At 61.6% G+C, this 21,855-nt stretch carries 21 protein-coding genes and 1 riboswitch; of the genes, 16 read left to right on the top strand and 5 right to left on the bottom strand.

What is annotated here, in order from left to right:
- Nucleotides 1-192: 192 nt before the first annotated feature.
- The 10 genes from G9U53_RS08775 to G9U53_RS08730 all read left to right on the top strand — a co-directional run bounded on the left by G9U53_RS08775 (nucleotide 193) and on the right by G9U53_RS08730 (nucleotide 9,972).
- Nucleotides 193-1,047 (top strand): ABC transporter permease, encoded by an 855-nt coding sequence (locus tag G9U53_RS08775; protein WP_003945667.1) that lies wholly within the window; start codon nucleotides 193-195, stop codon nucleotides 1,045-1,047.
- Nucleotides 1,047-1,892, top strand: coding sequence for an ABC transporter permease (locus G9U53_RS08770; RefSeq protein WP_003945610.1), 846 nt, complete (start codon nucleotides 1,047-1,049; stop codon nucleotides 1,890-1,892). Before G9U53_RS08775 ends, G9U53_RS08770 begins: the two co-directional genes overlap by 1 nt.
- Entirely contained in the window at nucleotides 1,889-3,073 is a 1,185-nt protein-coding gene (locus G9U53_RS08765; protein ID WP_165638658.1) for an MCE family protein, read from the top strand. Before G9U53_RS08770 ends, G9U53_RS08765 begins: the two co-directional genes overlap by 4 nt.
- Nucleotides 3,070-4,080, top strand: coding sequence for an MlaD family protein (locus G9U53_RS08760; protein WP_165638591.1), 1,011 nt, complete (start codon nucleotides 3,070-3,072; stop codon nucleotides 4,078-4,080). Before G9U53_RS08765 ends, G9U53_RS08760 begins: the two co-directional genes overlap by 4 nt.
- Entirely contained in the window at nucleotides 4,077-5,069 is a 993-nt protein-coding gene (locus G9U53_RS08755; RefSeq protein ID WP_063892124.1) for an MCE family protein, read from the top strand. The genes G9U53_RS08760 and G9U53_RS08755 overlap by 4 nt, the downstream gene beginning before the upstream one ends.
- Nucleotides 5,066-6,145 (top strand): MCE family protein, encoded by a 1,080-nt coding sequence (locus G9U53_RS08750; protein ID WP_165638590.1) that lies wholly within the window; start codon nucleotides 5,066-5,068, stop codon nucleotides 6,143-6,145. Before G9U53_RS08755 ends, G9U53_RS08750 begins: the two co-directional genes overlap by 4 nt.
- Nucleotides 6,145-7,218 carry an MCE family protein gene (locus G9U53_RS08745; protein ID WP_042451872.1) on the top strand — a complete coding sequence of 358 codons (1,074 nt, stop codon included), beginning with the start codon at nucleotides 6,145-6,147 and terminating at the stop codon, nucleotides 7,216-7,218. Before G9U53_RS08750 ends, G9U53_RS08745 begins: the two co-directional genes overlap by 1 nt.
- On the top strand, nucleotides 7,215-8,453 hold the full coding sequence (locus G9U53_RS08740) for an MlaD family protein (RefSeq protein ID WP_042923604.1): 1,239 nt from the start codon (nucleotides 7,215-7,217) through the stop codon (nucleotides 8,451-8,453). Before G9U53_RS08745 ends, G9U53_RS08740 begins: the two co-directional genes overlap by 4 nt.
- A complete protein-coding gene (locus G9U53_RS08735; protein ID WP_064075125.1) occupies nucleotides 8,450-8,974 on the top strand; it encodes a hypothetical protein in 525 nt (174 codons plus the stop codon). Before G9U53_RS08740 ends, G9U53_RS08735 begins: the two co-directional genes overlap by 4 nt.
- A gap of 116 nt (nucleotides 8,975-9,090) precedes the next feature.
- Entirely contained in the window at nucleotides 9,091-9,972 is an 882-nt protein-coding gene (locus G9U53_RS08730; RefSeq protein WP_165638589.1) for an A/G-specific adenine glycosylase, read from the top strand.
- Here G9U53_RS08730 and G9U53_RS08725 read toward each other — a convergent pair.
- Both G9U53_RS08725 and G9U53_RS08720 read right to left on the bottom strand, forming a co-directional pair.
- Complete coding sequence (locus G9U53_RS08725; RefSeq protein ID WP_232329973.1) at nucleotides 9,969-10,994, bottom strand: hypothetical protein; 1,026 nt, start codon at nucleotides 10,992-10,994, stop codon at nucleotides 9,969-9,971. The genes G9U53_RS08730 and G9U53_RS08725 overlap by 4 nt on opposite strands.
- A gap of 59 nt (nucleotides 10,995-11,053) precedes the next feature.
- Nucleotides 11,054-11,965, bottom strand: a complete 912-nt coding sequence (locus G9U53_RS08720) for a hypothetical protein (protein ID WP_054781752.1) — start codon at nucleotides 11,963-11,965, stop codon at nucleotides 11,054-11,056.
- A gap of 224 nt (nucleotides 11,966-12,189) precedes the next feature.
- Between G9U53_RS08720 and G9U53_RS08715 the strand changes: the two genes are divergently transcribed.
- Both G9U53_RS08715 and G9U53_RS08710 read left to right on the top strand, forming a co-directional pair.
- Nucleotides 12,190-14,877 (top strand): LuxR C-terminal-related transcriptional regulator, encoded by a 2,688-nt coding sequence (locus tag G9U53_RS08715; RefSeq protein WP_165638588.1) that lies wholly within the window; start codon nucleotides 12,190-12,192, stop codon nucleotides 14,875-14,877.
- A gap of 39 nt (nucleotides 14,878-14,916) precedes the next feature.
- Nucleotides 14,917-15,342, top strand: a complete 426-nt coding sequence (locus G9U53_RS08710) for an HIT domain-containing protein (RefSeq protein ID WP_165638587.1) — start codon at nucleotides 14,917-14,919, stop codon at nucleotides 15,340-15,342.
- Here G9U53_RS08710 and G9U53_RS08705 read toward each other — a convergent pair.
- Nucleotides 15,327-16,064, bottom strand: coding sequence for an alpha/beta hydrolase (locus G9U53_RS08705; RefSeq protein WP_081558744.1), 738 nt, complete (start codon nucleotides 16,062-16,064; stop codon nucleotides 15,327-15,329). The genes G9U53_RS08710 and G9U53_RS08705 overlap by 16 nt on opposite strands.
- Before the next feature lie 45 nt (nucleotides 16,065-16,109).
- On the opposite strand from G9U53_RS08705, the gene mhuD reads away from it, so the two are divergent.
- The 3 genes from mhuD to G9U53_RS08690 all read left to right on the top strand — a co-directional run bounded on the left by mhuD (nucleotide 16,110) and on the right by G9U53_RS08690 (nucleotide 17,632).
- Entirely contained in the window at nucleotides 16,110-16,418 is a 309-nt protein-coding gene (mhuD, locus tag G9U53_RS08700) for a mycobilin-forming heme oxygenase MhuD (RefSeq protein WP_007726927.1), read from the top strand.
- Nucleotides 16,419-16,506: 88 nt separating this feature from the next.
- Nucleotides 16,507-16,646, top strand: a riboswitch (cobalamin riboswitch).
- A gap of 24 nt (nucleotides 16,647-16,670) precedes the next feature.
- Nucleotides 16,671-16,865: a CbtB domain-containing protein gene (locus G9U53_RS08695; protein ID WP_003945915.1), complete on the top strand. Its 195-nt coding sequence runs from the start codon at nucleotides 16,671-16,673 to the stop codon at nucleotides 16,863-16,865.
- Nucleotides 16,856-17,632, top strand: a complete 777-nt coding sequence (locus tag G9U53_RS08690; RefSeq protein ID WP_007726928.1) for a CbtA family protein — start codon at nucleotides 16,856-16,858, stop codon at nucleotides 17,630-17,632. The genes G9U53_RS08695 and G9U53_RS08690 overlap by 10 nt, the downstream gene beginning before the upstream one ends.
- Nucleotides 17,633-17,691: 59 nt before the next feature.
- Here G9U53_RS08690 and G9U53_RS08685 read toward each other — a convergent pair whose 3' ends face one another.
- Both G9U53_RS08685 and G9U53_RS08680 read right to left on the bottom strand, forming a co-directional pair.
- On the bottom strand, nucleotides 17,692-19,527 hold the full coding sequence (locus G9U53_RS08685; protein WP_165638586.1) for an NAD(P)/FAD-dependent oxidoreductase: 1,836 nt from the start codon (nucleotides 19,525-19,527) through the stop codon (nucleotides 17,692-17,694).
- Between the two features lie 140 nt (nucleotides 19,528-19,667).
- A complete protein-coding gene (locus G9U53_RS08680) occupies nucleotides 19,668-20,813 on the bottom strand; it encodes a hypothetical protein (protein WP_042451931.1) in 1,146 nt (381 codons plus the stop codon).
- Between the two features lie 219 nt (nucleotides 20,814-21,032).
- On the opposite strand from G9U53_RS08680, the gene G9U53_RS08675 reads away from it, so the two are divergent.
- On the top strand, nucleotides 21,033-21,812 hold the full coding sequence (locus tag G9U53_RS08675) for an acetoin reductase (protein WP_042451932.1): 780 nt from the start codon (nucleotides 21,033-21,035) through the stop codon (nucleotides 21,810-21,812).
- The last annotated feature ends 43 nt before the right edge of the window (nucleotides 21,813-21,855 follow it).

Below are 21,855 nucleotides of genomic sequence, written 5' to 3'. Positions count from 1 at the left end.
CCGGGAAGGTTGCGTGGACGCAAACGAAAGTTCCGCGTCGACATTCGCGCCCGGTGATGAAGTGGCCGAAATGGAACTTACTTCAGAGTCAGTTTCCTGATACCGTCTCCGAACGTGACCTGGAGCACTTCGAGCTCCCGAGTGTGATCGAAGAAACCCGACCAGAACGATTCGGCCGGAGAGGGGGATGGCGTGAGCACCGAAGCTACGACGACCGGGAATGGAACAACCGGGGAAACAACTGCTGTCTCCCCCGCCAAGACGAACATGTTCTCGAACCTGCTCTCCGAGATCGGACTGCTCTTCACCTTCACCGTTCGCGTGTGCGTTGCGGCGTTCACATCTCTTCGACACAAGCGCCTCGCCTGGCGTGAGGCGCTCGACCAGATGTGGTTTCTCGCCCACGTCACCTCGGTCGCGTCCGCTCTGGTGATGATTCCCCTCGGTGTCGGGGTAGCACTGCAGATCGGTGCGCTCGCAGATCAAATCGGCGCGGGTGCGTACAGCGGTGCCGTCGTCGCGTTCCTCATCATCGGACAGGCCGGCCCCCTGGTGTGCGCCCTGATCATCGCCGGTGTCGGCGGTTCCGCAATCTGCGCAGATTTGGGAGCGCGAACGATACGCGAGGAAATCGATGCACTCGAAGTGCTCGGTCTACCCGTGCTCGAACGCCTGGTCGTACCCCGGATGATCGCCATTGCCGTCGTCTGCCTCCTACTGAACTCGATAGTTCTCGTAATCGGTTTGGGCGCAAGCCTCTTCGTTCACGTCCTGATACTCGACGGCAACGCACAGAGTTTCCTGCGCAATCTCGTTCAATTCAGTCAACCCAGCGACTTCGTCGTCTCCGGCATCAAAGCCGTTGCCTTTGCTCTCATCTCGGGAATCGTGGCCTGCTACAAGGGCCTGACCGTCAAGCGCGGAGCTCAAGGCGTCGGCGACGCAGTCAACGAGACCGTCGTGCTCTCGTTTGTCCTCGTGTTTGTCGCCAACCTCGCAATTACTCAGTTCTACCCACTGTTCGTCTCGGTGAAAGGTGCCTATTGATGCACCTGCCCATCGCAATTCGTGCCAAGAGGGTCAGTTCGCGGACCGTCGACGGCCTGAGTCGGCTCGGCGATCAGTTCACGTTCCACGCGCGTGTCATCACCTCGATTCCGGCAACCCTCAAGCGCTATTGGCGTGAAGTCGCCCGTCTCGTCGCCCAGGTGGCATTCGGTTCGGGCACCCTGCTCGCCGGAGGCGGCAGCGTCGTCGTGATCTTCGCGATCTCGTTCTTCGCCGGTTCCCAGATCGGGCTCGAGGGCTACCGCGGACTCAACCTCGTCGGTCTCGCACCGCTGTCCGGCGTGATGTCCGCCATCGCGAATACTCGCGAGGTGGCACCACTCGTTGCCGCAATCACCCTGGCAGCCAAGGTCGGAACCGGATTCACCGCGCAGCTCGGAGCGATGCGGATCTCCGAGGAAATCGACGCGCTCGAAGTCATGGCGATTCCCTCGCTGCGGTACCTGGTCACCACCCGAATGATCGCGGCGCTCATCGCGGTGGTCCCGCTGTACCTGGTCGGCCTGTTTGCTTCGTACATGGCAACGGCGCTTGCGGTGATCCGGGTCAAAGGCCAGTCGGAGGGAACGTACGGCTACTACTTCAGTCTTTTCCTCTCTCCCAACGACATCTGGTTGTCCTTGATAAAAGTCATGGTGTTCGCGGTCGTCGTGACCCTCGTGCACTGCTACTACGGTTACACCGCGACGGGTGGACCCGAAGGCGTCGGACGAGCCGCCGGACGAGCGTTGCGCACCAGCATCGTCTTCCTTGCATTCACCGACGTCGCGATGACCATTGCGCTGTGGGGACTCAAACCTCACGTACCCGGGCTGACCGGATGATCGTCACGAATTCCAGCCGAATCACCCTGGCACTGCGGGGTTTACTCGCCGTGGTCATCCTGATCCTCGCCTACGTCTTCTTGTTCAGCAGAGGTACGGACTCCACCGGTTCCACACCGCAGGTCAGTGCTGTCGTCCCCGCCAGTGCCGGTGCGCTGCGAGTCGGATCCTCGGTACAGTACCGCGGCGTCGTCGTCGGCGCTGTGGCCGAGATCGAGCCGGGCACCACCGCTTCGACTGTCTCACTCGCGATCGACGAGGGAGCGTTCGAGGACATACCGTCGACAAGTCAGGTGCGACTGATGCCCCGCAACATCTTCGGCGACTTCTTCGTAGACCTGATTCAACCTGACGGACTCTCGCGTGGTCCTGCTCTCGTGCCGGGTACCGAGTTGGTATCCGATCAGTCCGAAGTCGCGGTCCAGCTCTACCAATCGATCTCCCGGATCTACTCGCTCGTTTCTTCCCTCGACCCCGCCGACATCAACGTCGCACTCACGGCAGTCTCGGACGCGTTGAGCGGCAAGGGAAACCAGATCGGCGAATCGCTCGATTCAGTCCACCAAGCGTTGGTCGGTGCGCAGCCCGTCATCGACGGACTCGGTGACGACCTCGACGACATAGCCACCCTCGCCGACAGTCTCTCGACGAGTGCGCCGGACATGCTCGCCGCATTCGAGAACTCCATCACCACATCCAAGACCGTCGTCGAGAAATCCGACGGGTTGGCGGGGCTTCTGCGTGCCGGCACCAGCACGGGAGCTGCTGCCACGAGTCTGATCGGTGACAATCGCGACCGCATGATCACCTTGGTCGACGACGCCGATTCCCTCACCGGCGCAATCACTTCGCGGCCGGACCACATCACCACCTTCTACAACGGCCTGCGCAATCTCACGATCAAGCTCCCGCCCGCGTTGGCGAATGGTCCGTGGCTCAGCACCGATCTACGGCTGTCCGTCACAGATCTGTATCCGTACGGAAAGACCGACTGCCCACAGTACGACGGAACCCGCGGACCCAACTGTCCTGCCGCCGCGACCGCGTTCGGCGGAACCGTCGGCCCGGTCGGCAGCCCTGCCGAACAGTCCATGATCTCGGCCCTTACCCAAGGCGGTACAGCTTTGGACACTCTCGTGGCGGGGCCGGTATTTCGCGGCACGACGGTGGTGGGCGGATGAGCGTGAAGAAATCTCTGATCAGGTCCGGACTGTTTGCTGCACTGTCGATTCTCGCCACCGTGGTTGTGGTGAGCACCCTGATCAACCCAGTCTCCGGGTCGAGTTCGCAGTACCGGGCCGTCTTCGTCAATGCCTCCGGCCTGGTCACCGGCAGCGATGTTCAGATCGCCGGGGTGCGAGTAGGGCGCGTCGACAGCGTCGAGCTGGTGAACAACCAAGCCGTCGTCGGCTTCGAACTCGAATCTGCACAACGTATTCCGTCCGACGGTCGCGCTGTGGTGAGGTACGCAGACCTGTTGGGAGCGCGAACAATTTCGATCGAACCCGGACAGGCCGAACGCGCAACAGGCAACTACCTCTCCCCCGGGGCCACAATTCCCGTGGAACAGACTCAGCCGGCGATCGACCTCACCGACATCCTCGGCGGATTCCGTCCCCTGTTCGACGCACTTGACCCCGCAGAAGTCAACGAACTTGCCGCACAGGTCGTCCAGGTATTCCAAGGACAAGGTTCCACCATCGAAAGCCTGCTGGAGCGCACTGTTGCCGTCACCGAGAACTTGACGTCCCGGGACGCGATCTTGGACCAACTACTGAACAACCTCGACCGGGTCCTTACCGTGACCACGACGAATCGACCCAACTTCGTCGAGATGATCAACACGCTCGACACACTGGTCGGCGGTTTGGCACAGGACCGCCAACAGATCTCGGCCGCAGTGGATTCCGCAGGCGCCCTGACTTCTTCACTTCAGGACTTGGTGACGCGCGTGGAACCGGACTTGGCTGGCGCGCTGACTTCGATCGATCAGTCGGCTCGCGTCGTCGTCGACAATCGTGAGTCGCTGGCGACCGGTATCACCGCTTTCGATCAACTGTTCACCCAGTTGGGGATCGCGATGAGCTACGGAAGCTGGGCGAACATCTACATCTGCAACTTCCGGCTCAGCGCGCTGGACCAATCGGTGACCCTCGGCGGCCCCGAGCGTTCGGCGGTGTGCCGATGAACTGGCTCACCGTCAAGAACCCGGTCCGCAACGGAATCATCTGCATCCTCGTCGGAGTCGGTGTGGTTCTGGCCGCACTCGTTGTCCCTCAACTGATCTTGAAGGTCAAGACCAACGAGTACCACGCCGTCTTTGCCAACGCCACCGGGTTGACGCAGGACGATCCGGTCAACGTCGCGGGAGTCCCGAGCGGGGTGGTCACCTCGTTGGCGGTCAGCGGCAACTCGGTTGAAGTCACCTTCCGACTCGACGACGGCGTCACTCTCGGCGAAGACTCCCGTGCGGACATCAAGATCTCGACTCTGCTCGGCCGACGCTCGCTCGACGTCACTCCGAACGGATCGCGCTCGTTACCCGCAGGTTCGACCATCCCCATCGAGAACACGAGCGTTCCGTTCACTCTCGACGATCTCGGTCGAGGAGCACAATCCACGTCGGAAAACCTTGATCTGCAACAACTGCGAAACATGCTGACCGTGGTGTCCGACAACTCACCGGACGATCCCGAACTCATTCGCCGCTCACTCGAGGGAATCGACGCACTCTCCGGAGTAGTCAACGACAACGACGTTGCGCTCCGTTCCCTTCTCACCGGAGCGCAGCAGACGACCGCAACACTGATCGAGCAGAAGGACACTCTGGAAACCCTTCTGGGGAATGCGGATCTGGTGATGTCCACGATCGCCGACCGGCGAGATGTGCTGAATGCGCTTGTACAAGACCTGAATCAGTTGAGCACCACACTTGCCCAGTTCCTGGGCGACAACCAGGCTTTGATCGACTCGGTCATGGGAGACATCCACGTGGTGACGGGAGTTCTGTCCGAAAACGAACAATCACTGACCACACTGCTCGACAACTTCGCCCCCAGCGTCCGCTACGTCACCAACGCGACCGGTAACGGCAACTGGCTCGACCTCAACTCGCCCTCCACCCTCATCCCGGACAACTGGTTGTGCGTCGTCGGGCTCGTTCAGGGGTGTCGATGACCACGACCGTCAAGAAACTCGCCGTGCTGGCAGCGATTGTGATCTGCGCGATCGGTGCCGTCCTGTTCGTCACGCGTGACGAACACAGACTCACTCTCACCGCCGAATTCACCTCGACCGACGCTATCTTCACCGGGAACACAGTGACGATTCTGGGAGTTCCCAGCGGGAGGGTCGAGAGCGTCACGCCGGAAGGGTCCCGGGTACGAGTGGCGCTGAGCCTGCCATCCGGAACACGTATACCCGCCGACGCGCAGGCCTGGGTCCTGTCTCCCTCGGTCATCAGTGACCGCACGATCGAACTCGGCCCCGGCTACGAGGACGGTGAGTTCCTGACCGACGGCGCGGTGATCCCTCCCGAACGCACTCACTCCCCGCTGACGTGGGACCAACTCACCGCATCGGTGAACGAATTGACGGTGGCGCTCGGCCCTGGCGCCGACGGTGGCGGGATCGGTGACCTCATCGGAGAAGGCGCCCACGCGTTGGACGGCAACGGGCAAGCATTCAACGATGCCGTTCGGTCCATCTCACAGGCCAGTTCGGTACTGGCGGGTGCAAGTCCCGACATCTCCGAACTGGTGAAGAACCTGAACACCCTCGTGCAGTTGATCGCGGACAACCAGACCAAGGTCGACTCCCTGTCGAACTCGGTGACAGTCACCGCCCGCACGTTCAGCGCCCAGCGAGAAGACATCAGCGGGGCGCTCGATTCCCTGACCACGTTGCTCGGACAGGTCTCAGCGCTACTCGCCGAACACGGCGAGGCGGTCACCGCCGATCTGGGTACGCTCGCACAGTTGGCCGGTGCAGTCGCGACCAAACAGGATCAACTGCGCGAGATCATCGAAACGGCACCAACGGGATTCGAGAACGTCGCCAACCTCGTCACCGAAGAAGGCCGAGCCAGAGCACGATTGAACGTCGCCACCGATCTCTCACAGTTCGACACGACGAGAGAACTGTGCGAGAAGATGCCGATACCGCTGTGCACAGGGCCGGGAATCGTCAATCCCATCGAATTTCCTTCGGCAGGCAGCTCCGACCTGGCACGCATCCTCGGTGGGGGTAACTGATGGCGTCGAACAAGTCCGTGGTGAGCGTTGTCGTGGCACTTGTCATCGCCGCGCCATTGACCGGCTGCAGTCTCAACTTCCAGCACCTCCCCCTCGGACGCGGTCTGCCAGGAGAGTCGTACCCGCTGAACATGGAATTCGTCGACGCGTCGTTACTTCCCGTCGGCGGCGAGGTGCGGATCGGCCAGGCAGTGGTCGGCAGAGTCACGTCGATGAGCGCGCAAACCTTTGCAGCCGTGGTACATACCGAAATCGCGTCGGACATCGAACTACCTGTCGGCACCCGCGCTCGGATCGAACTGTCGACCCCGATCGGCGATGCGTTCGTCAACCTCGAAGTTCCGGTCGATCCAGCGGGCCCCATTCTCGAACCAGGTTCCACCATCGAGCGATCGGAGACCGTGCGCGGACCCGATGTCGCACAACTGCTCGGCGCCGTCGGAACTCTGTTGAACGGCAGTGGGTTGGCGCAGGTCAAGAACATCGTCAGTGAGGCTGATCAGATTCTCGACGGCAGGGAGGAGACGATCCGCGATCTGCTTGCACGCCTTGACACTTTTCTCGGAACACTTGACGACCGAAAGGAATCGATCAATTCGGCACTGGATTCACTGAACCGGCTCAGCGCTCTGATCGGAGACGAGAGCGCCACCATCGACGAAGGCTTGCGCACACTCACACCCGCATTGGGCGTGATCGCCGACCAACGACAACCGCTCCTCGATCTACTCGACGAAACCGATCGGCTCAGTACCGCAACCAATTCCGTACTCGACCAGTCGGCCGACCAGATTTCCGAGATCACCGGACGACTGTCACCCATCCTCGACCAGTTCTCGGCAATGGGGCCGACACTGGGTGAGACGATGGCCAACCTGGACAACGCAAGAGTGCTCCTCGAGCGTGCCAGCCCAGGCGATTACGTGAACATCGACCTCGACGTCGATGTCGAGGGCACCGTGACCGGAGTGCTCAACGAGATAATCCCGGGCGCCGCACCGCCACTGCCACCTCTGCCCGCCTCCGATCGGGAACTGCCGATCACGACACCCCTGCAAGGAGGAACGCGATGAAGAACCGAACCGTCTATTTCGAGATCGCCGCCTTTCTCCTCATCGCGGTGGTCAGCACGACGTACGTACTCCGGCAAGTCGGTGCCGGAGATCCGTTCACCGGAACCTTCTCGGTCATCGTCGAATTGGAGAACGCGGCCGGAATCGCTCCCGGTTCGGAAGTGGCCTATCGCGGAGTCACCGTCGGCGACGTCGAGTCGGTGGAGGTGGACTCTGCCCAGGACCTCGTCGTGATGACGTTGAGCATCGCCGCCGACAAACAGATCCCCAACGATTCGCATGTGGCCATCAGCCAGGACACCGCCGTTCCGGTATTGAAAGTTCAGTTGTCCTCGCAGACCGACGGCGGCCCGTATCTGGTTGAAGGTTCCGTTGTTCCGACTGAGCGCACTTCGATCCCGGTCGCGTTGGGAACCGTGATTGCGAATTTCAACGCTGCTGCCGACACCGTCGATCCGGCAGACCTGCGAACCCTCTCGCACGAACTCGGCGAGGGATTGAACGGATTGGGTCCGGATCTGCAGGCGCTCGTCGACAACTTCGACGTGCTCGCGCGCACTGTCCAATCCGATCAACCGCGTGTCAACACACTCGTCGAGAACTCGCGCTCACTGTTCACTGCGAACGAGGAAAATGTTGACGCTCTTCCCGAAGTTGCACTCACACTTCGCCAATTGACAGATCAGGTACGAAACTCCGATCCGCAACTGCGCACACTCCTCGATCGAAGCCCGAGTGTTCTCGACAATCAGATACTGCCTCTCATCGAACAGAGTCGTGAGCCGTTCAGTCTGCTGTTGGCCAATTCTCTCGTCTCCACTCAGATCGTCACTGCACGGATGCCCGCCGTCGATGCCTTGTTGGTGGTGGTGCCCAAAGGATTCGAGAAGTTCGGAAGTATCGTCAAAGACGGACGGGCACAGCTTGATCTGATCACAGCACTCGGACCGGTCTGTATCTACGACACGCCCCGGCGATCGGTACAGGACACCTCACCGACCACGCTCGACAAGAACCAACACTGCGCGGACCAGTCGGGCCGGATCCAGAATCGCGGATCGCAGAACGTCCCCACCGGAACTGGAACGATCGACGGGGTTGCTGAATACGATCCTGCCCTCGGAACGGTCGCAGCCGGTGACGGAACGTCGATTCGTCTGGGCCTCAACGGTGGTCAGAACACCGTTCTCGGTGACAACTCGTTTGCCGCACTACTAGTACAAGGAACGCAATGACCGAGACAACCGAACCCCAGACGCCCACAATCGTCGACAAGCCCAAGCGGCTTCGCAAGCAGACCGTAGCGATCGTTGCCGGCGCCCTGGTCGTGGTCGCGGCGCTCGGATGGGGCGCATTCGCGACCTGGCAGAAATCGGTCGACGAAAACGCGCGTATCAGCGCCCTGGACAGCGGACGGCAATTCGCCACTGATCTTGCGACGTACAACTTCCAGAACCTCGATCAGAATCTTTCCGTGGTCCGTGACAATTCTGTCGGCGAATTCGCCGGTCAGTACGCCCATGTGGCAGCCAACCTTCAGAATATGATCGTGCAGTATCAGGCGACCTCGTCCGCTCAGATCATTTCAGCCGGGCTGGCGAGCAGTGATCGCGACAACGCCGAGGTTCTCGTGTTCCTCGATCAGACGATCACGAACACCAACTCCCCCGATCCGAGAATCGACCGCAACCGGATGCAACTTTCGCTGGTCCGCGAGGACGGCGAGTGGAAACTGAGTAACGTGCAGTTGTTGTGACCCGGCGGTCGGGCGTCAAAGACAGCCGTGTCGGCGACTGCCGATAAAGTGGCGTCCACAAGTCGACGTGTCCTTCGTCGACCAGGAGCACAGGTTCGAGGAGTGTGTCGGTAGCAGTGGCAGTGGAATCTTCGGTGCTGCTGAAGTGGTACTCCGAGACGGCTCGCGACCTGCCGTGGCGACGCGAGGGCGTCAGTGCCTGGCAGATCCTGATGAGCGAGATCATGCTCCAGCAGACGCCGGTGGTGCGCGTTGCGCCAATCTGGGAAGAGTGGGTCGAGCGCTGGCCGGTGCCGTCGGCGATGGCAGCGTCGAGCCAGGCAGAGGTGCTTCGCGCGTGGGGCAAACTCGGTTATCCACGACGCGCGCTGCGGTTACACGAATGCGCGGGCGTCCTGGCTGCCGAGCACGGTGACGTGGTCCCGGAAGACGTCGATACTTTGCTCTCGCTACCGGGAATCGGTTCGTACACCGCCCGCGCCGTCGCGTGTTTCGCCTACGGACAGCGAGTGCCTGTGGTGGACACCAACGTACGACGCGTGGTTGCGCGAGCCGTCCACGGCAATGCGGAACCCGGGAACCCGTCCAACACGCGAGACCTCGCCGACGTCGCGGCGCTGCTGCCGAGGACGCGTGCGCGCGCCGCCACCTACAGCGCAGCTCTCATGGAACTCGGTGCACTGATCTGCACGGCGCGGAACCCGAACTGCGAGAACTGCCCTTTGCCGAACTGCGCGTGGGTCGCTTCGGGCAAACCGGCACACACCGGACCACCCAAGAAGGTGCAGAAGTTCGCGGGCACAGATCGCCAGGTTCGTGGAAAATTGATGGACGTTCTTCGCGAGAGTCACCGTCCGGTCGAGCGCGCGCAACTCGACATCGTCTGGCCGGCCGATCCGGGTCAGCGTGACCGTGCGTTGCATTCACTGCTGGTCGACGGACTGGTCGAGCAGACCGACGACGGCCTGTTTGCGCTGGCCGGAGAGGGTACGGCTTAGCCGACTCGCAGCGGGGTGCATTCTTCGGCTGTGGGTTCGTCGGTCTGGAGCGGTGCGACTTCCGGATCAGAACGCCGAAGTACAGCAGGAACGGCAGGCACCACTGGATCGCAAGGCGCAAGTGTCGGAATCTGTAGGGCAGCGCCGGGCGGGGGCCCGCTGGTGGAGGTCGCCGACTCGGCGCCGATGTTCGGGCTATCCGTGGACACCGCGCGCGACCCGTCTGGGGACAGCGCGATCAGCAACCCCGTCAACATGAGTAGAAGCGGCAGTACTATTGCCGCCGCCCACCGGACCCTGTTGACGGGCCGGACAGCCATGCCGTCACCGGACCGAACTTCGCTTCCGCGATCGGCCGCTACCAGCGCAGCCCCTATCGCCAGTTGGGTCCGCTCGCCGAGAAACAGGAAGCCGAGACCTGCCAGTTCAGCGGCTTCCGCGGACGGCTGCCGAGAGTCTTCCTTCACGAGCATCGCGACGAGCATCTTGGGCACAGGGTCTCGTTCGGCGACGAGGAGGTCCAATGTCGCAGCAAATGTCGAGCTGTCCGCAAGCAACTCGGCCGTGTCGTAACGATGCGCCGAGTCCACGACGCCTGCTCTCGGGTCGACGGCCGCGATCACGGTCTCACTGCCGTCCGGCCAGAACGCGAGAATCGGCGAAACACCAATGAGAGCGTCGACCGTCCGCAGGTAGGCAAGCCGTGCGTCGAGACCGTTGACCAACTCGATGTTCTCGAAAGGACTGGAGGACAACGAATCCGAGACAAGTTCGCGCACGTCCGCACGCTCGCACATCACTCCGACGACGGTGGGGCACAGATTCGAGCGCAGGGCTCGACCGGTGGCGACCTCGGCCGCGGAGGCGAGTGCGCGCGCCGACGCTTGCGGAGAGGGAACAGTCCCGTCTGCACCCCAGGGGTGACGGAACTCGTCGATCGAGCCAAGAAGGGGTGTGTCCGCATCTACGAGAGCTGTTGAAATTGACTGATTTTCGAATACAACGCCCAGGCTTTCACGCACTGGATCCTCCATTGACTGCTACTGACTGTTACGAGTGTTGCCATTCCTGCGAAGCTGTATCAGAACGTCAGGCCACCGACCGCCATCGCACCTGGTTCCAGCACCACATCCACCGGCGCTCGGCCGTCGACCGTGACGCGATACGTCCCCGGTAACAGTCCGACAAACGAGAAGTGACCCTCGAACGGTTTCACCGTCCGCGCTGTCGCGTGCCCGCATTGATCGACGCCGTCGATCACCACCGCCTCCGAGATGCCCGATGTCACCAGACCTGAGATTCGTCCATCTGCCGAGACAGCAGCCCACTGGCTTCTCTGACCACCAACAGAAATCCCGTACGGATCACACACTCCCGGGGTGGTCGCCACCCGCACCGTGACATCGCCCGACCGCACGCGAACCGCCCCCCGATCTGCGGTGACCAGTGCAGCGATCGGTAGACCGTCGGCGTCTTCCCGCTTTCCCGCAGTCATCGTCGCCGTTCGGGTGAAGTACCGGTCCGCTTCCAGATTGCCTATCAGGCAATGTAATCCGACCTCGTCGACACCCGAGCCGTCTCCGCAGTAATCAGGCACGGACGGCAGAACGAAACCTCGAGGCACCGGAAGTTGCACGACCACGTCGGAGAGCGGGTTGCCCCGGACACCGATGTCGATGACATACGTCACCGGATCACCCTCTCGGACAATGCCGTTGGACGGTCCCGAATCGAGCCCTGGACCGTCAGCGGGATCGAAGGGCGGTGCACCGTCAATCGCCGTCAGCTCGACGGTGAAGGGAGGCACGAACTCTCCCTCGGCCGCCAATCGAACATCCGACTGCATCGGCAGCAAGCCGAGCGCAGCAGCGCCGACCACCAGAGCTCCGGTCACGACAACTATGCCGATACCTCGCACTCCTCGGCGCCACGCTCTCGGCCGGAGTCCGACGACAACGGCCTTCGACCGCACCTCTGACAGACGAGTTCTCACGACGCTCCTTCGATGTCTGACTCTCGGGCCTCCGACAGGCGCTCGCGGCCACATTTGGCGAATCCCGAGCTACGTTCAATAGAAGTCGCTCGAGGGACTCGAAAGCCAATGGTGACGGCGTGATTGTGTGGGTGAACTTCTCTCAGCCGGGGTGAATTCCCGGGTGAATTGCCCGGGATGGCACGCTCTGGATTCGCACCAGCTACGCTCCTCCCTGTAGATAGATGGATCGAGACAATCCGCCCAAACTCTTCAATCATTGCGGGGCGCGAAAGCAGAAAGGGTCCGCGTTGATGTTCGGGATGGACGGCCACGACTGGGCAGCTATTCCCGAAAGGCGCACCCTCGCGACGTCGATTCCCCGGCAAGCGCTCTTCGACAAACTTGACCGACGTGCCGCGCTGACCATCGTCCGTGCACCGAACGGCCACGGGAAATCGTCGTTGATCGCATCGTGGCTGCGCGCCCATTTGGCATCCGAACGCATACTCGTCTGGGTCTCGGCCCCACGGCCCTCGTCGACACTCGAAGATTTCTGGGCCGTTGTCCTCGATCGAATCCACGCTGCCGGAATCGCACTGCCCGACGTCGACGATCTCGCCGATCCTTTCACCGCTGTCGCCAAATCCCTGAACGCCCTCAGCCGCCCCGTGCTGCTCGTGCTGATCAGGCCGGATCTGATATCGGAACCAGAGTTGGACGATCAGTTGATCGAACTCCTCGCCCTCTGCCACAACCTGGACCTCGTGGTCACGCTCTCGGGCTTCGGCATGTTCTCCGAGCCGTACCTGCTCGACACCGACCACGAGGTGATAAGCGCGAGTGAGCTGTTGTTCACGAGAGCCGATACCGCCCATTTGCTCGCACAAGCTGACGTACACACGACTGACGGTGATGCAGAACAAATCACATCCCTGACAGGTGGGCTGCCAGCGCTGGTTCGTGTCGCCGTTCCCGCCGTCCAGACATCGGGTAGCCGCAACCGCGAGCAGATGATCAGGAAGAACATCGCGCAGGCGATCGACGACTACGTGAACAAATCCGTTCTCATGACCGCTGATCATGTGAAACAACTCGAGTTCCTGCTCGCGACGGCCTTTGCGCGATCGATCACCGTCGACATCGCCGCCATGCTGTTCGAGTCCCAACACCCTGAGGATGGCGAGACCGTTCATCAGATTCGCGTGCGCCTGGCGATACTGGAGACAGCCGGGTTGTTGTCACGGGTCGAGACCGAAGCCGAAGAAACCTGGGAGCTGCCTCCCGCCATTCGTCGATCGATACTCGCGCACCAAAAGCGCGCTGGAGTCGATCCGGCGCAACGTCTTTCGTTCCTCGCACACAACCGACTCGACCACGGTCATCACGCGTCGGCGCTGGACTACGCGGTCGAGGCACAGAACTGGACCCTGGCAGTAGACATCGTCGAGCAACACTGGGTGACGATGATCGTCCACAATCTGGACTCGGTTCGCTCTGCTCTCCAACGGATTCCGGCGGAAGCTGCGGACAAACACTCTGCCGTGGAGGCGGGGCGCGCACTGTTCACGATGCATCCGAGCGAGCGCTCGACGGTAGTCGACTTGCTACCCGAATCGCCGGCAGAACTGTGGGCTCTCGGCGCTGAATCCGGCGCGAAGGACGCCTTGAGCATTGCCTGCGTTCAATCGATCATGCTCAGGATGGCAGGCGAGTACGGGCTCGCAGCAGAAACCACCAGGCGCCTGTCTCATCTCAGTCGCAGTGCGCTGGAGAACAACCCGGAAGCGGTCAGCGCACAGCTCCCTCTCATGCGACTTCAATGGGCGATCAATTTTCAATTGAGCGGCAGGTTCACAGAATCCACGATCAAGGCTCGAATGGCGTACCACGGCGCCCTGTCTCATGGAGTCGACTTCATCGCTCGTAACTCTGCGGGAAGTGCCGCCCTGAATTGGGCGCTGGCTGGTGAGCCGCGGCAGGCCACACACTGGTCCGAACTCGAACAGAAGCATCCGGACCCCGGCGGTTGGCTCGAACCTGTGGTCAAGATCGCCGGCCTGACGGCACGGGCGCTCACTGCTCTCGACACACTCGACTTCGACGACGCACGTCTCGCATTGACCGAACTCGGTCTTCCGTCCGACACCGAGGAACTGTGGGCATTCGTCGTCTATGCGCATTGCCAATTCGCCTTGACCTCCGGCGACCACACTGCGGCACTACTGTTGCTCCACAATGCGATCGAAACACATTCCAAGCAGTACACGGCTACATCTTTCGCGCTTCCTCTGTTGCAATCCGCAGAGATCGATCTCTTGCTCGCTCTCGGACAGGGGAACAATGCCGTAGCACTGGCCAAGGAGATCATCGATCCTGCAGCCAACCCGTGGACGCTCACGTCGGTGGCGCGTTTACGTCAGCGGATCGGCCAGAACGAGGCCGCGGTGGCGCTGTGTCACCAGTTCGACTGGTCTGGCGTATCCTATCCGCGGGCACAGATGGAATCGCTTCTGGTGCAAGCGGTTGCCCACTCCGAGCTGGGTGAGCCACGCCTCGCCTCTCAGGAGTGGTCCAGAGCGTGCAGCATCGCGGATCAGACCGGACTTCTACGTTCGTTCGCGACCATCGCATCGTCGGACGTCGAGAAACTCGAATCGATGGCCGAAACGAAATCGCGTGCACTGGCCGAATTCTCGAAAAGGGCTCCTGCGGAATCTTTTCCGGAATTCGTACATATCGTGGAGCTGACCGAACGCGAACAGAAAGTCCTCTCACTCCTGGCGCTCGGCATGGGGTCGGCTGCGATGGCCGACAAACTGTACGTGTCCGTCAACACCGTCAAGACTCAACTGCGCACTCTCTACAAGAAGCTCGACGTACACAATCGAAACGAAGCGATCACGAGGGCACGCCAACTGCGCTTGCTGTAGTCCGGGGTCGGATCTGATTTCGGACTACATTCTGTAGGCATGAGCACCGATTCCTGCGTCTTCTGCAAGATCGTCGCGCTGACCGAGCCGGCGATTCTCGTTCACGAGAGCGAGACAACTCTCGCATTCCTCGATGCACGGCCGGTGAGTCGCGGACACACCCTGGTGGTCCCCAAGCGTCATGCAGAGAACCTCGATGCTCTCGAATGTCACGAAGGCGCAGAGATGTTCCGCGTCGGCACGCTCATCGCCGGAGCTCTACGCCGCTGCGACATTGCCGCTGACGGAGTCAACTTTCTCGTCAACGACGGGCGTGCCGCGGGCCAAACCGTGTTCCACTCGCACCTGCACGTCGTCCCCCGCCATCGCGGCGACAAGGCGAAGTTCGCTGCTGGACTCCTCGCCAGGCGAGCCGTCGAGCTGGAGCAGGTGGGCGCGTCGATCCGAAGTCAGCTCACGGTCTGAAGGAATTCCGTCACCACTTCGCGATAGCGCTGCGGTTGATCGTCGTGGACCAGGTGGCCTGCATCGGCAATACATACGTACCGAGTTCCCGGCCTCTCGGCCATCTCGCGCATCTGTCCCTCAGGGGTGATGGTGAACTCTCCCTCGATCAGCAAGGTCGGCACCTCGATCGCCTTCCACTGATCCCAGAAATGCCTCGTGCCCCACTCCTCCGAGATGTCGCGGAAGGTCGACACGTCGCCGTGCAGGTACCACCCGTCGTCGCGGCGGTCGAAAGAGTCGAGAAAGTACTGGCCGGCGACGGGGCCGAAGAATTCCTTCATCGCCTCCTCGGAAGCAAACGGCTGCGGCCACGCCGAGATCATCTGCGCCCAGTCCGCAGCGGTGCGTCCACGAAAGTCCGGGGCCATGTCTTCGAGGACCAGCGCACAAACCTTTTCGGGATGCGCGGCGGCGAAGCACCACGCATGCAGAGCCCCCATCGAATGACCGATCACGATCATCGGCTCCTCGATGGACGCAACGGCCGATGTCAGGTCCTCGACGAATGCCTCGGTAGTCAGTGCCGCTGGCGCCGGCCTGCCGTGACCGGCAGCGTCAAAGGTGTAGACGTGGCCGAACTCGCGGATCCACGGCACCTGGCGTCGCCACGTTCGGGAGCTGCCCATGAGGCCGTGCAACAACAGAATCGGTTGTCCCGTTCCACCTTCGTCATGCAACACGAGTGTCACGGTACGCGGTGAAGGTGCGCGGGTAATGTCGCTTGCATGGCAGTCGTGAAGATCAATGCAATCGAGGTCCCCGAGGGCGCCGGCCCCGAACTGGAGAAGCGCTTCGCAGCACGCGCTCACGCAGTCGAGAACTCCCCGGGCTTTCTCGGATTCCAACTCCTCCGCCCCACCGCCGGTGAGAGCCGCTACTTCGTGGTGACTCAGTGGGAGTCCGAGCAGGCGTTCGCCGATTGGCGTGACGGCCCCGCCCGTGAAGCCCATTCCGGCGAGCGCGCGAAGCCCGTCGCTTCGGGTGCGTCGTTGCTCGAATTCGAAGTTGTCCTGGACGTCGCCGCAAAGAGCTGATCTCGAGCGATTGTGCCTGCCTTGGCGGGCACAATCGACGGTCATCTCGGCTTCACGCGTTGACACGGTGCGGGCTGTAGTGCAAAAGTTCGCATGTAAACGCGATGGTCCGACAGGAATCCGGTGAAAGCCCGGAGCGGTCGCGCCACTGTAATTCGAGGTGAAGTGCCTTTTTCGGCACGACTATTTCGACAGCCAGACACTTCGGCCATCGCATGGACCTAGGGGACGCGAAAATCCCAGGAGGCTTCGATGGCTCTCGCCTATTCTCCCGATACGTCGATCGATTCGACTCGTCTTGCTTTCCTCGCCGCTGCAGTAGTTCTGTTCGCGATGCTGGCTCTCTACCTGGTCGGATTCGACCAGGGCGCTATCTCTCGCACCGGCATGTACATGCATGAATTGATGCACGACGGTCGACACTTGATGGGCCTGCCGTGCCACTAGTCGACAATTTCACGAAGCTTCTCATTCGTGGTTTGTTGGCTGGTCTGATCGCAGGCATCCTTGCCGGCGGAGTTGCATTCGTGCTGGGTGAACCGCACGTCAACGCTGCCATTGCGATCGAAGAAGCCAACAGCGCCACCGGTGAGGTTTCCGGCGAAGCCGCTGGGCATTCGCACGGTGACGAAGAAGAACCACTGGTGAGCCGCGACGGGCAGCGCGCCGGGCTGTTCCTGGCCACAGCGCTTGCCGGACTGGCACTCGGGGCGATCTTCTCGGTCGTCGCCAATTACGCTCGACGACTCACCGGAATGTCCGGGCCGTTGTTGGCGATCACCATCGCCGTCGGTGGTTGGCTGGCTATCGAGGCCGTGCCCTTTTTCAAGTACCCGGCCAATCCGCCGGCCGTCGGAGATCCCGACACCATCAACCAGCGCACACTGCTGTGGCTGGCCGCCGTGATTCTCGGGCTGCTGTCCGTCACCGCGGCAGCAGCGGCGGCAAAGGCAGTTTCCGGGCACGAGTTCCTCAGCGTGCGCATCGCTGCTCCGGTGGCTGCGTTCCTGGTGATCGTCGCGATCGGTTACGTCTCGCTTCCCGGCATCAACGAGGTGGGCGAGGACTTCCCGGCAACTCTGCTGTGGGAGTTCCGACTTTCCTCGCTCGCTACGCAGGCGACGCTCTGGCTCGTACTCGGGTTGGCATTCGCCTTCCTTACCGAGCGCGCGACCAAGAACACCGAAGTAGCAAAGAAGTACGCCCTTCGCTGAACCTGCTGTGCGCCTTTATTAACCTCCCGCGGTTAATAAAGGCGCACAGCAGTTCTTTTTCAGCTCAGATGATGCACTTCCTGCAGTCCGTACACCGGCGTCGGGATGCCCTCGTAGCGCGCCTTCAACTGCAACGCCAAGTACAGCGAGTAGTGGCGCGACTGATGCAGATTGCCTCCGTGGAACCACAGCGCTTCCTGCTGCGTCGGCTTCCACATGTTGCGCTGCTCGCCTTCCCACGGTCCCGGATCCTTGGTGGTGTTCGACCCCAGGCCCCACACCTTGCCGACCTTGTCGGCGGTGTCCTGACCGATCAGATCCGCCACCCAGCCGTTCATCGAGCCGTAACCGGTCGCGTAGACCACCACGTCGGCAGGCAATTCCGTACCGTCTTCGAGAATCACGCTGTTCTCGGTCAGCTCACGAACATTGCCGTGCGCGAGCTTGATGTCTCCATTGGCAACCAGTTCGGCAGCGCCGACATCGATGTAGTAGCCCGAGCCACGACGTAGGTACTTCATGAACAGGCCCGAACCGTCGTCGCCCCAGTCGTGCTCGAAGCCCGCCTTCTCCAGGCGATCGTAGAAATCCTTGTCGCGCTCACGGATTGCGTCGTACACCGGGATCTGGAACTCGTGCATGATCCGGTACGGCAGCGAACCGAACGTGAGGTCCGCCTTGTGTGTCGTCATGCCGGCGGCCAGTGCCCGCTCCGAGTACAGATCGCCCAAGCCCAAATCCATCAGCGAATCCGACTTCACGATGTGCGTCGAGCTGCGCTGCACCATCGTGACGTCGATACCGTTCTCCCACAGTGCGCCGCAGATGTCGTGCGAGGAGTTGTTGGCCCCGATCACGACGACCTTCTTGCCCACGTACTGATCCGGGCCGGGGTGCTTGCTCGAGTGGTGCTGATCGCCGAGGAACTTGTCCTGCCCGGGGAACGTCGGAACGTTGGCCTTGCCGGACATACCCGTCGCCATCACCAACTGCTTGGGACGCAACGTCAACTTCTCGCCGTTGCGGTTGACCTCGACGGTCCATTCCTGGGTCTTCTCGTCGAACGACGCCGAGGTGCAGGTCGTGGAACTCCAGTACGGAACCTCCATGACCTTGGTGTACATCTCGAGCCAGTCGCCGATCTTGTCCTTGGGCGCGAACACCGGCCAGTTGTCGGGGAACGGCATGTAGGGCAGGTGGTCGTACCAAACCGGATCGTGCAGGCACAGGGACTTGTAGCGTCCGCGCCACTGATCGCCGGGTCGCTCGTGGCTGTCGATCACGATGGCCGGTACTCCGAGCTGACGCATCCGGGCGCCGAGCGCGATGCCGCCCTGGCCGCCGCCGACGATCACGACGTAAGGCTGTGTGGTGTAACCGAGTTCGCGGTCTTCGATCTCCTTCTGCTCGGCCCACGTGATGCGGTTCGGGTCTGCCCCATGCTTGGCGCCACGAGGCCGGCGAGTGCCCTTACCTTCTTCGTGTCCCTTCAATTCCTGCAACGACGTCAGCAGGGTCCAACCTTCATCTCCTTTCAAACGAAGGTGCCCGTGCGCGCGACCGGTTGCGGTCTCGAATTCGATCCAGGCCGACGTGACGCCGTCGGCTTCGTCGGGTGTCTCGGTGGTCCGGAATCCCGAAGGATCGGTGTCGTCGAGACGCTCGGAGAGCATGTCGGCAATCTGCTCGCGACCTTCGACGGTCTTGATGTTCCAGGTGAACGACACCAAGTCGCGCCAGAAGCTGTCGAGTGCAAATTTGCCTGCCACACGCTCGATGTCACGAGCCGCGAGGGCCGACTCGAAATCCGCCAGCCAGGCGTCGACGCGTTCCTGAGGTGTCACCGCCGTCAACTTCACCTCGGGGGTGACTGCGGAATCGATGGTTTGCGTCATCACTTCTCCTTGTTTGTGAATGTGACACACAGCACATCCCATAAGTGGCCCCGGTCACAAGCGTTGCAGTCTGTTGCAATCAGCGGGCGCGGTGCCGCCGCCCGATACCGGTTACCCGCACCGATGTGCGGGCAACCGACTCACCCCTCAGCAGGCTTGAATCTGCCGAGTCCCAGCGACTGAAATCCCACAACGTAGAACAACGTCCACAACACGGCCCAATCCACGAAACCCAGTGCATTGCCGTGTAATCCGTCGACAACTGCCGGCTCGTGAAGAATGTGCTCTGCCGCAAAGCGGTAATAGAACAAGAATGTGACCACCGCGAGCACAAACGTGAGCAGCGCGCGGATCGCCAGGTTGACCCCGTCCGCAAAGCCCGTGGGTTTGTTACCGAAGGCGTTGGCCCAGAAGATCATCCAGAATGCCCAGCACACACCGAGCTGCGCCGGGAACTGATGGACCACACCACCCAACTCGGCAACGGCATCGCTTCCCAAAAGTGCCTTAACCACTGGAAGCGCCACGAAGTACAAGCCGGTTCCCACGGCGAAGTTACCGATCGTGGCTGCGAGCGCCGTCTTTCCCCCACCGCCGAACAGTCGCCACGGCCAGTTGTCGAGCGTCTGGCCAGTCAGGATCACGACCACCACGACGCAGTAGAACCACCCGAGCACGGTGTCGACGGTCATCAACGGATCCGTGGCGGACAGCGACACGGACGGCAGACCGAACACGAAGTACAGCGCCAGCGTCGGGACGGCGACAAACGCGATCTCACACAAACCCACCAACGGCTGCTTCATCCCCAGGGAAGTCCACGGCCAATGCTGCCAGTTCAGGACCACCATCACCCAGGTCCCGAAGCCGAAGAGTACGAACAGCGCACCCGCGAAATATCCGAGGCCGCCCTCACGATCGGCCGCGAAATCCGGGTACAAACTCCCCAAGCCGTTTGCCAGGAGCCACGTCACCACGACGGCGAAGACCGCGGTCGCGACCATGATCGCCAGGCCTTTCGCCGGCTGCGGGAGTCGGTCGAAGCCGGCGAACTCGCAATTGAAGCCGATGAACACCACAAAAAGGATTGCCCAGAAAAGCGCCGCGTTGAACGGCAGAGGATAGAAACTCCAGGGACTGGTGGTCGGATCGGCCAGAAGGTACCAACTCGCCACGGCCAGCACGAGAACGATGACGAGGTTCGCAATCCCGAACCCGATCCAGCGGCGTGACGGTTGTCGGCTCGGCGTGGCCGGTTCCGTGGGTGTGTCGACTGTAGCGGTCATGTGCCCTCTCCCAGATTGTCTCGCAAGATGATTCGCGAAGTGGTGGCGCAACTATGGAACCGTCGCGCGGGGTACCGGGAGGGTTGCCGAGGGTTGCAACCGCTGTCCGATTTTCCGGAATTGCAACACGGTGCAACCCTTCCGCATTGTGGTCGCCGTCACATACAAATCACTCACCGGTTCACAACCGACTGGTTCACTGCTTACGAGGAGATCTGCATGAGCATCACGGGCAAGGTAGTACTGGTCACCGGCGCCGGCCAAGGCATCGGACGCGGAATCGCTCTCCGCCTCGCCCACGACGGCGCCGACATCGCGTTGGTCGACCTCGACCAGACCAAGCTGGATGCGGTTGCCGACGAGATCAGACGGATCGGCCGTCGTGCAACGACGTTTGTCGCCGATGTCAGCGATCGCGCGCAGGTTCACGCCGCAGTCGAACACGCGCACAGTGAGTTGAGCGGATTCGACGTCATCGTCAACAACGCGGGAATCGCTCTCGTCGGCCCGATCTCCGACGCGACGCCGGAAGAGGTCTCCAAGATCTGGAGCGTCAACGTCGACGGCGTCCTGTGGGGAATTCAAGCTGCAGCAGCAAAGTTCCAAGCTCTGGGTCAGCGCGGAAAGATCATCAACGCGTCATCCATCGCCGGTCACGACGGGTTCGCCATGTTAGGTGTTTACAGCGCAACAAAATTCGCGGTCAGGGCCCTCACTCAGGCTGCAGCCAAGGAATACGCGTCCGACGGAATCACCGTCAACGCGTACTGCCCCGGCGTCGTGGGCACCGACATGTGGGTGACGATCGACAAGAGGTTCGCCGAATTGACCGGTGCACCAGAGGGCGCCACCTACGAGAAGTTCGTCGGCGGAATTGCGCTGGGTCGAGCTGAAACCCCCGACGATGTCGCCGGTTTCGTCTCGTACCTTGCCGGGCCCGATTCCGACTACATGACCGGTCAGGCCGGTCTCATCGACGGCGGCCTCGTCTACCGCTGACCGCGGTGTCTTCACTGAAAGCGGTGCCTTCGCTGAAAACGGT

This window comes from Rhodococcus sp. D-46, assembly GCF_011290655.1.
Taxonomy (GTDB): Bacteria; Actinomycetota; Actinomycetes; order Mycobacteriales; family Mycobacteriaceae; genus Rhodococcus_F; species Rhodococcus_F qingshengii.
This window is presented reverse-complemented; position numbering and strand designations above follow the sequence as displayed.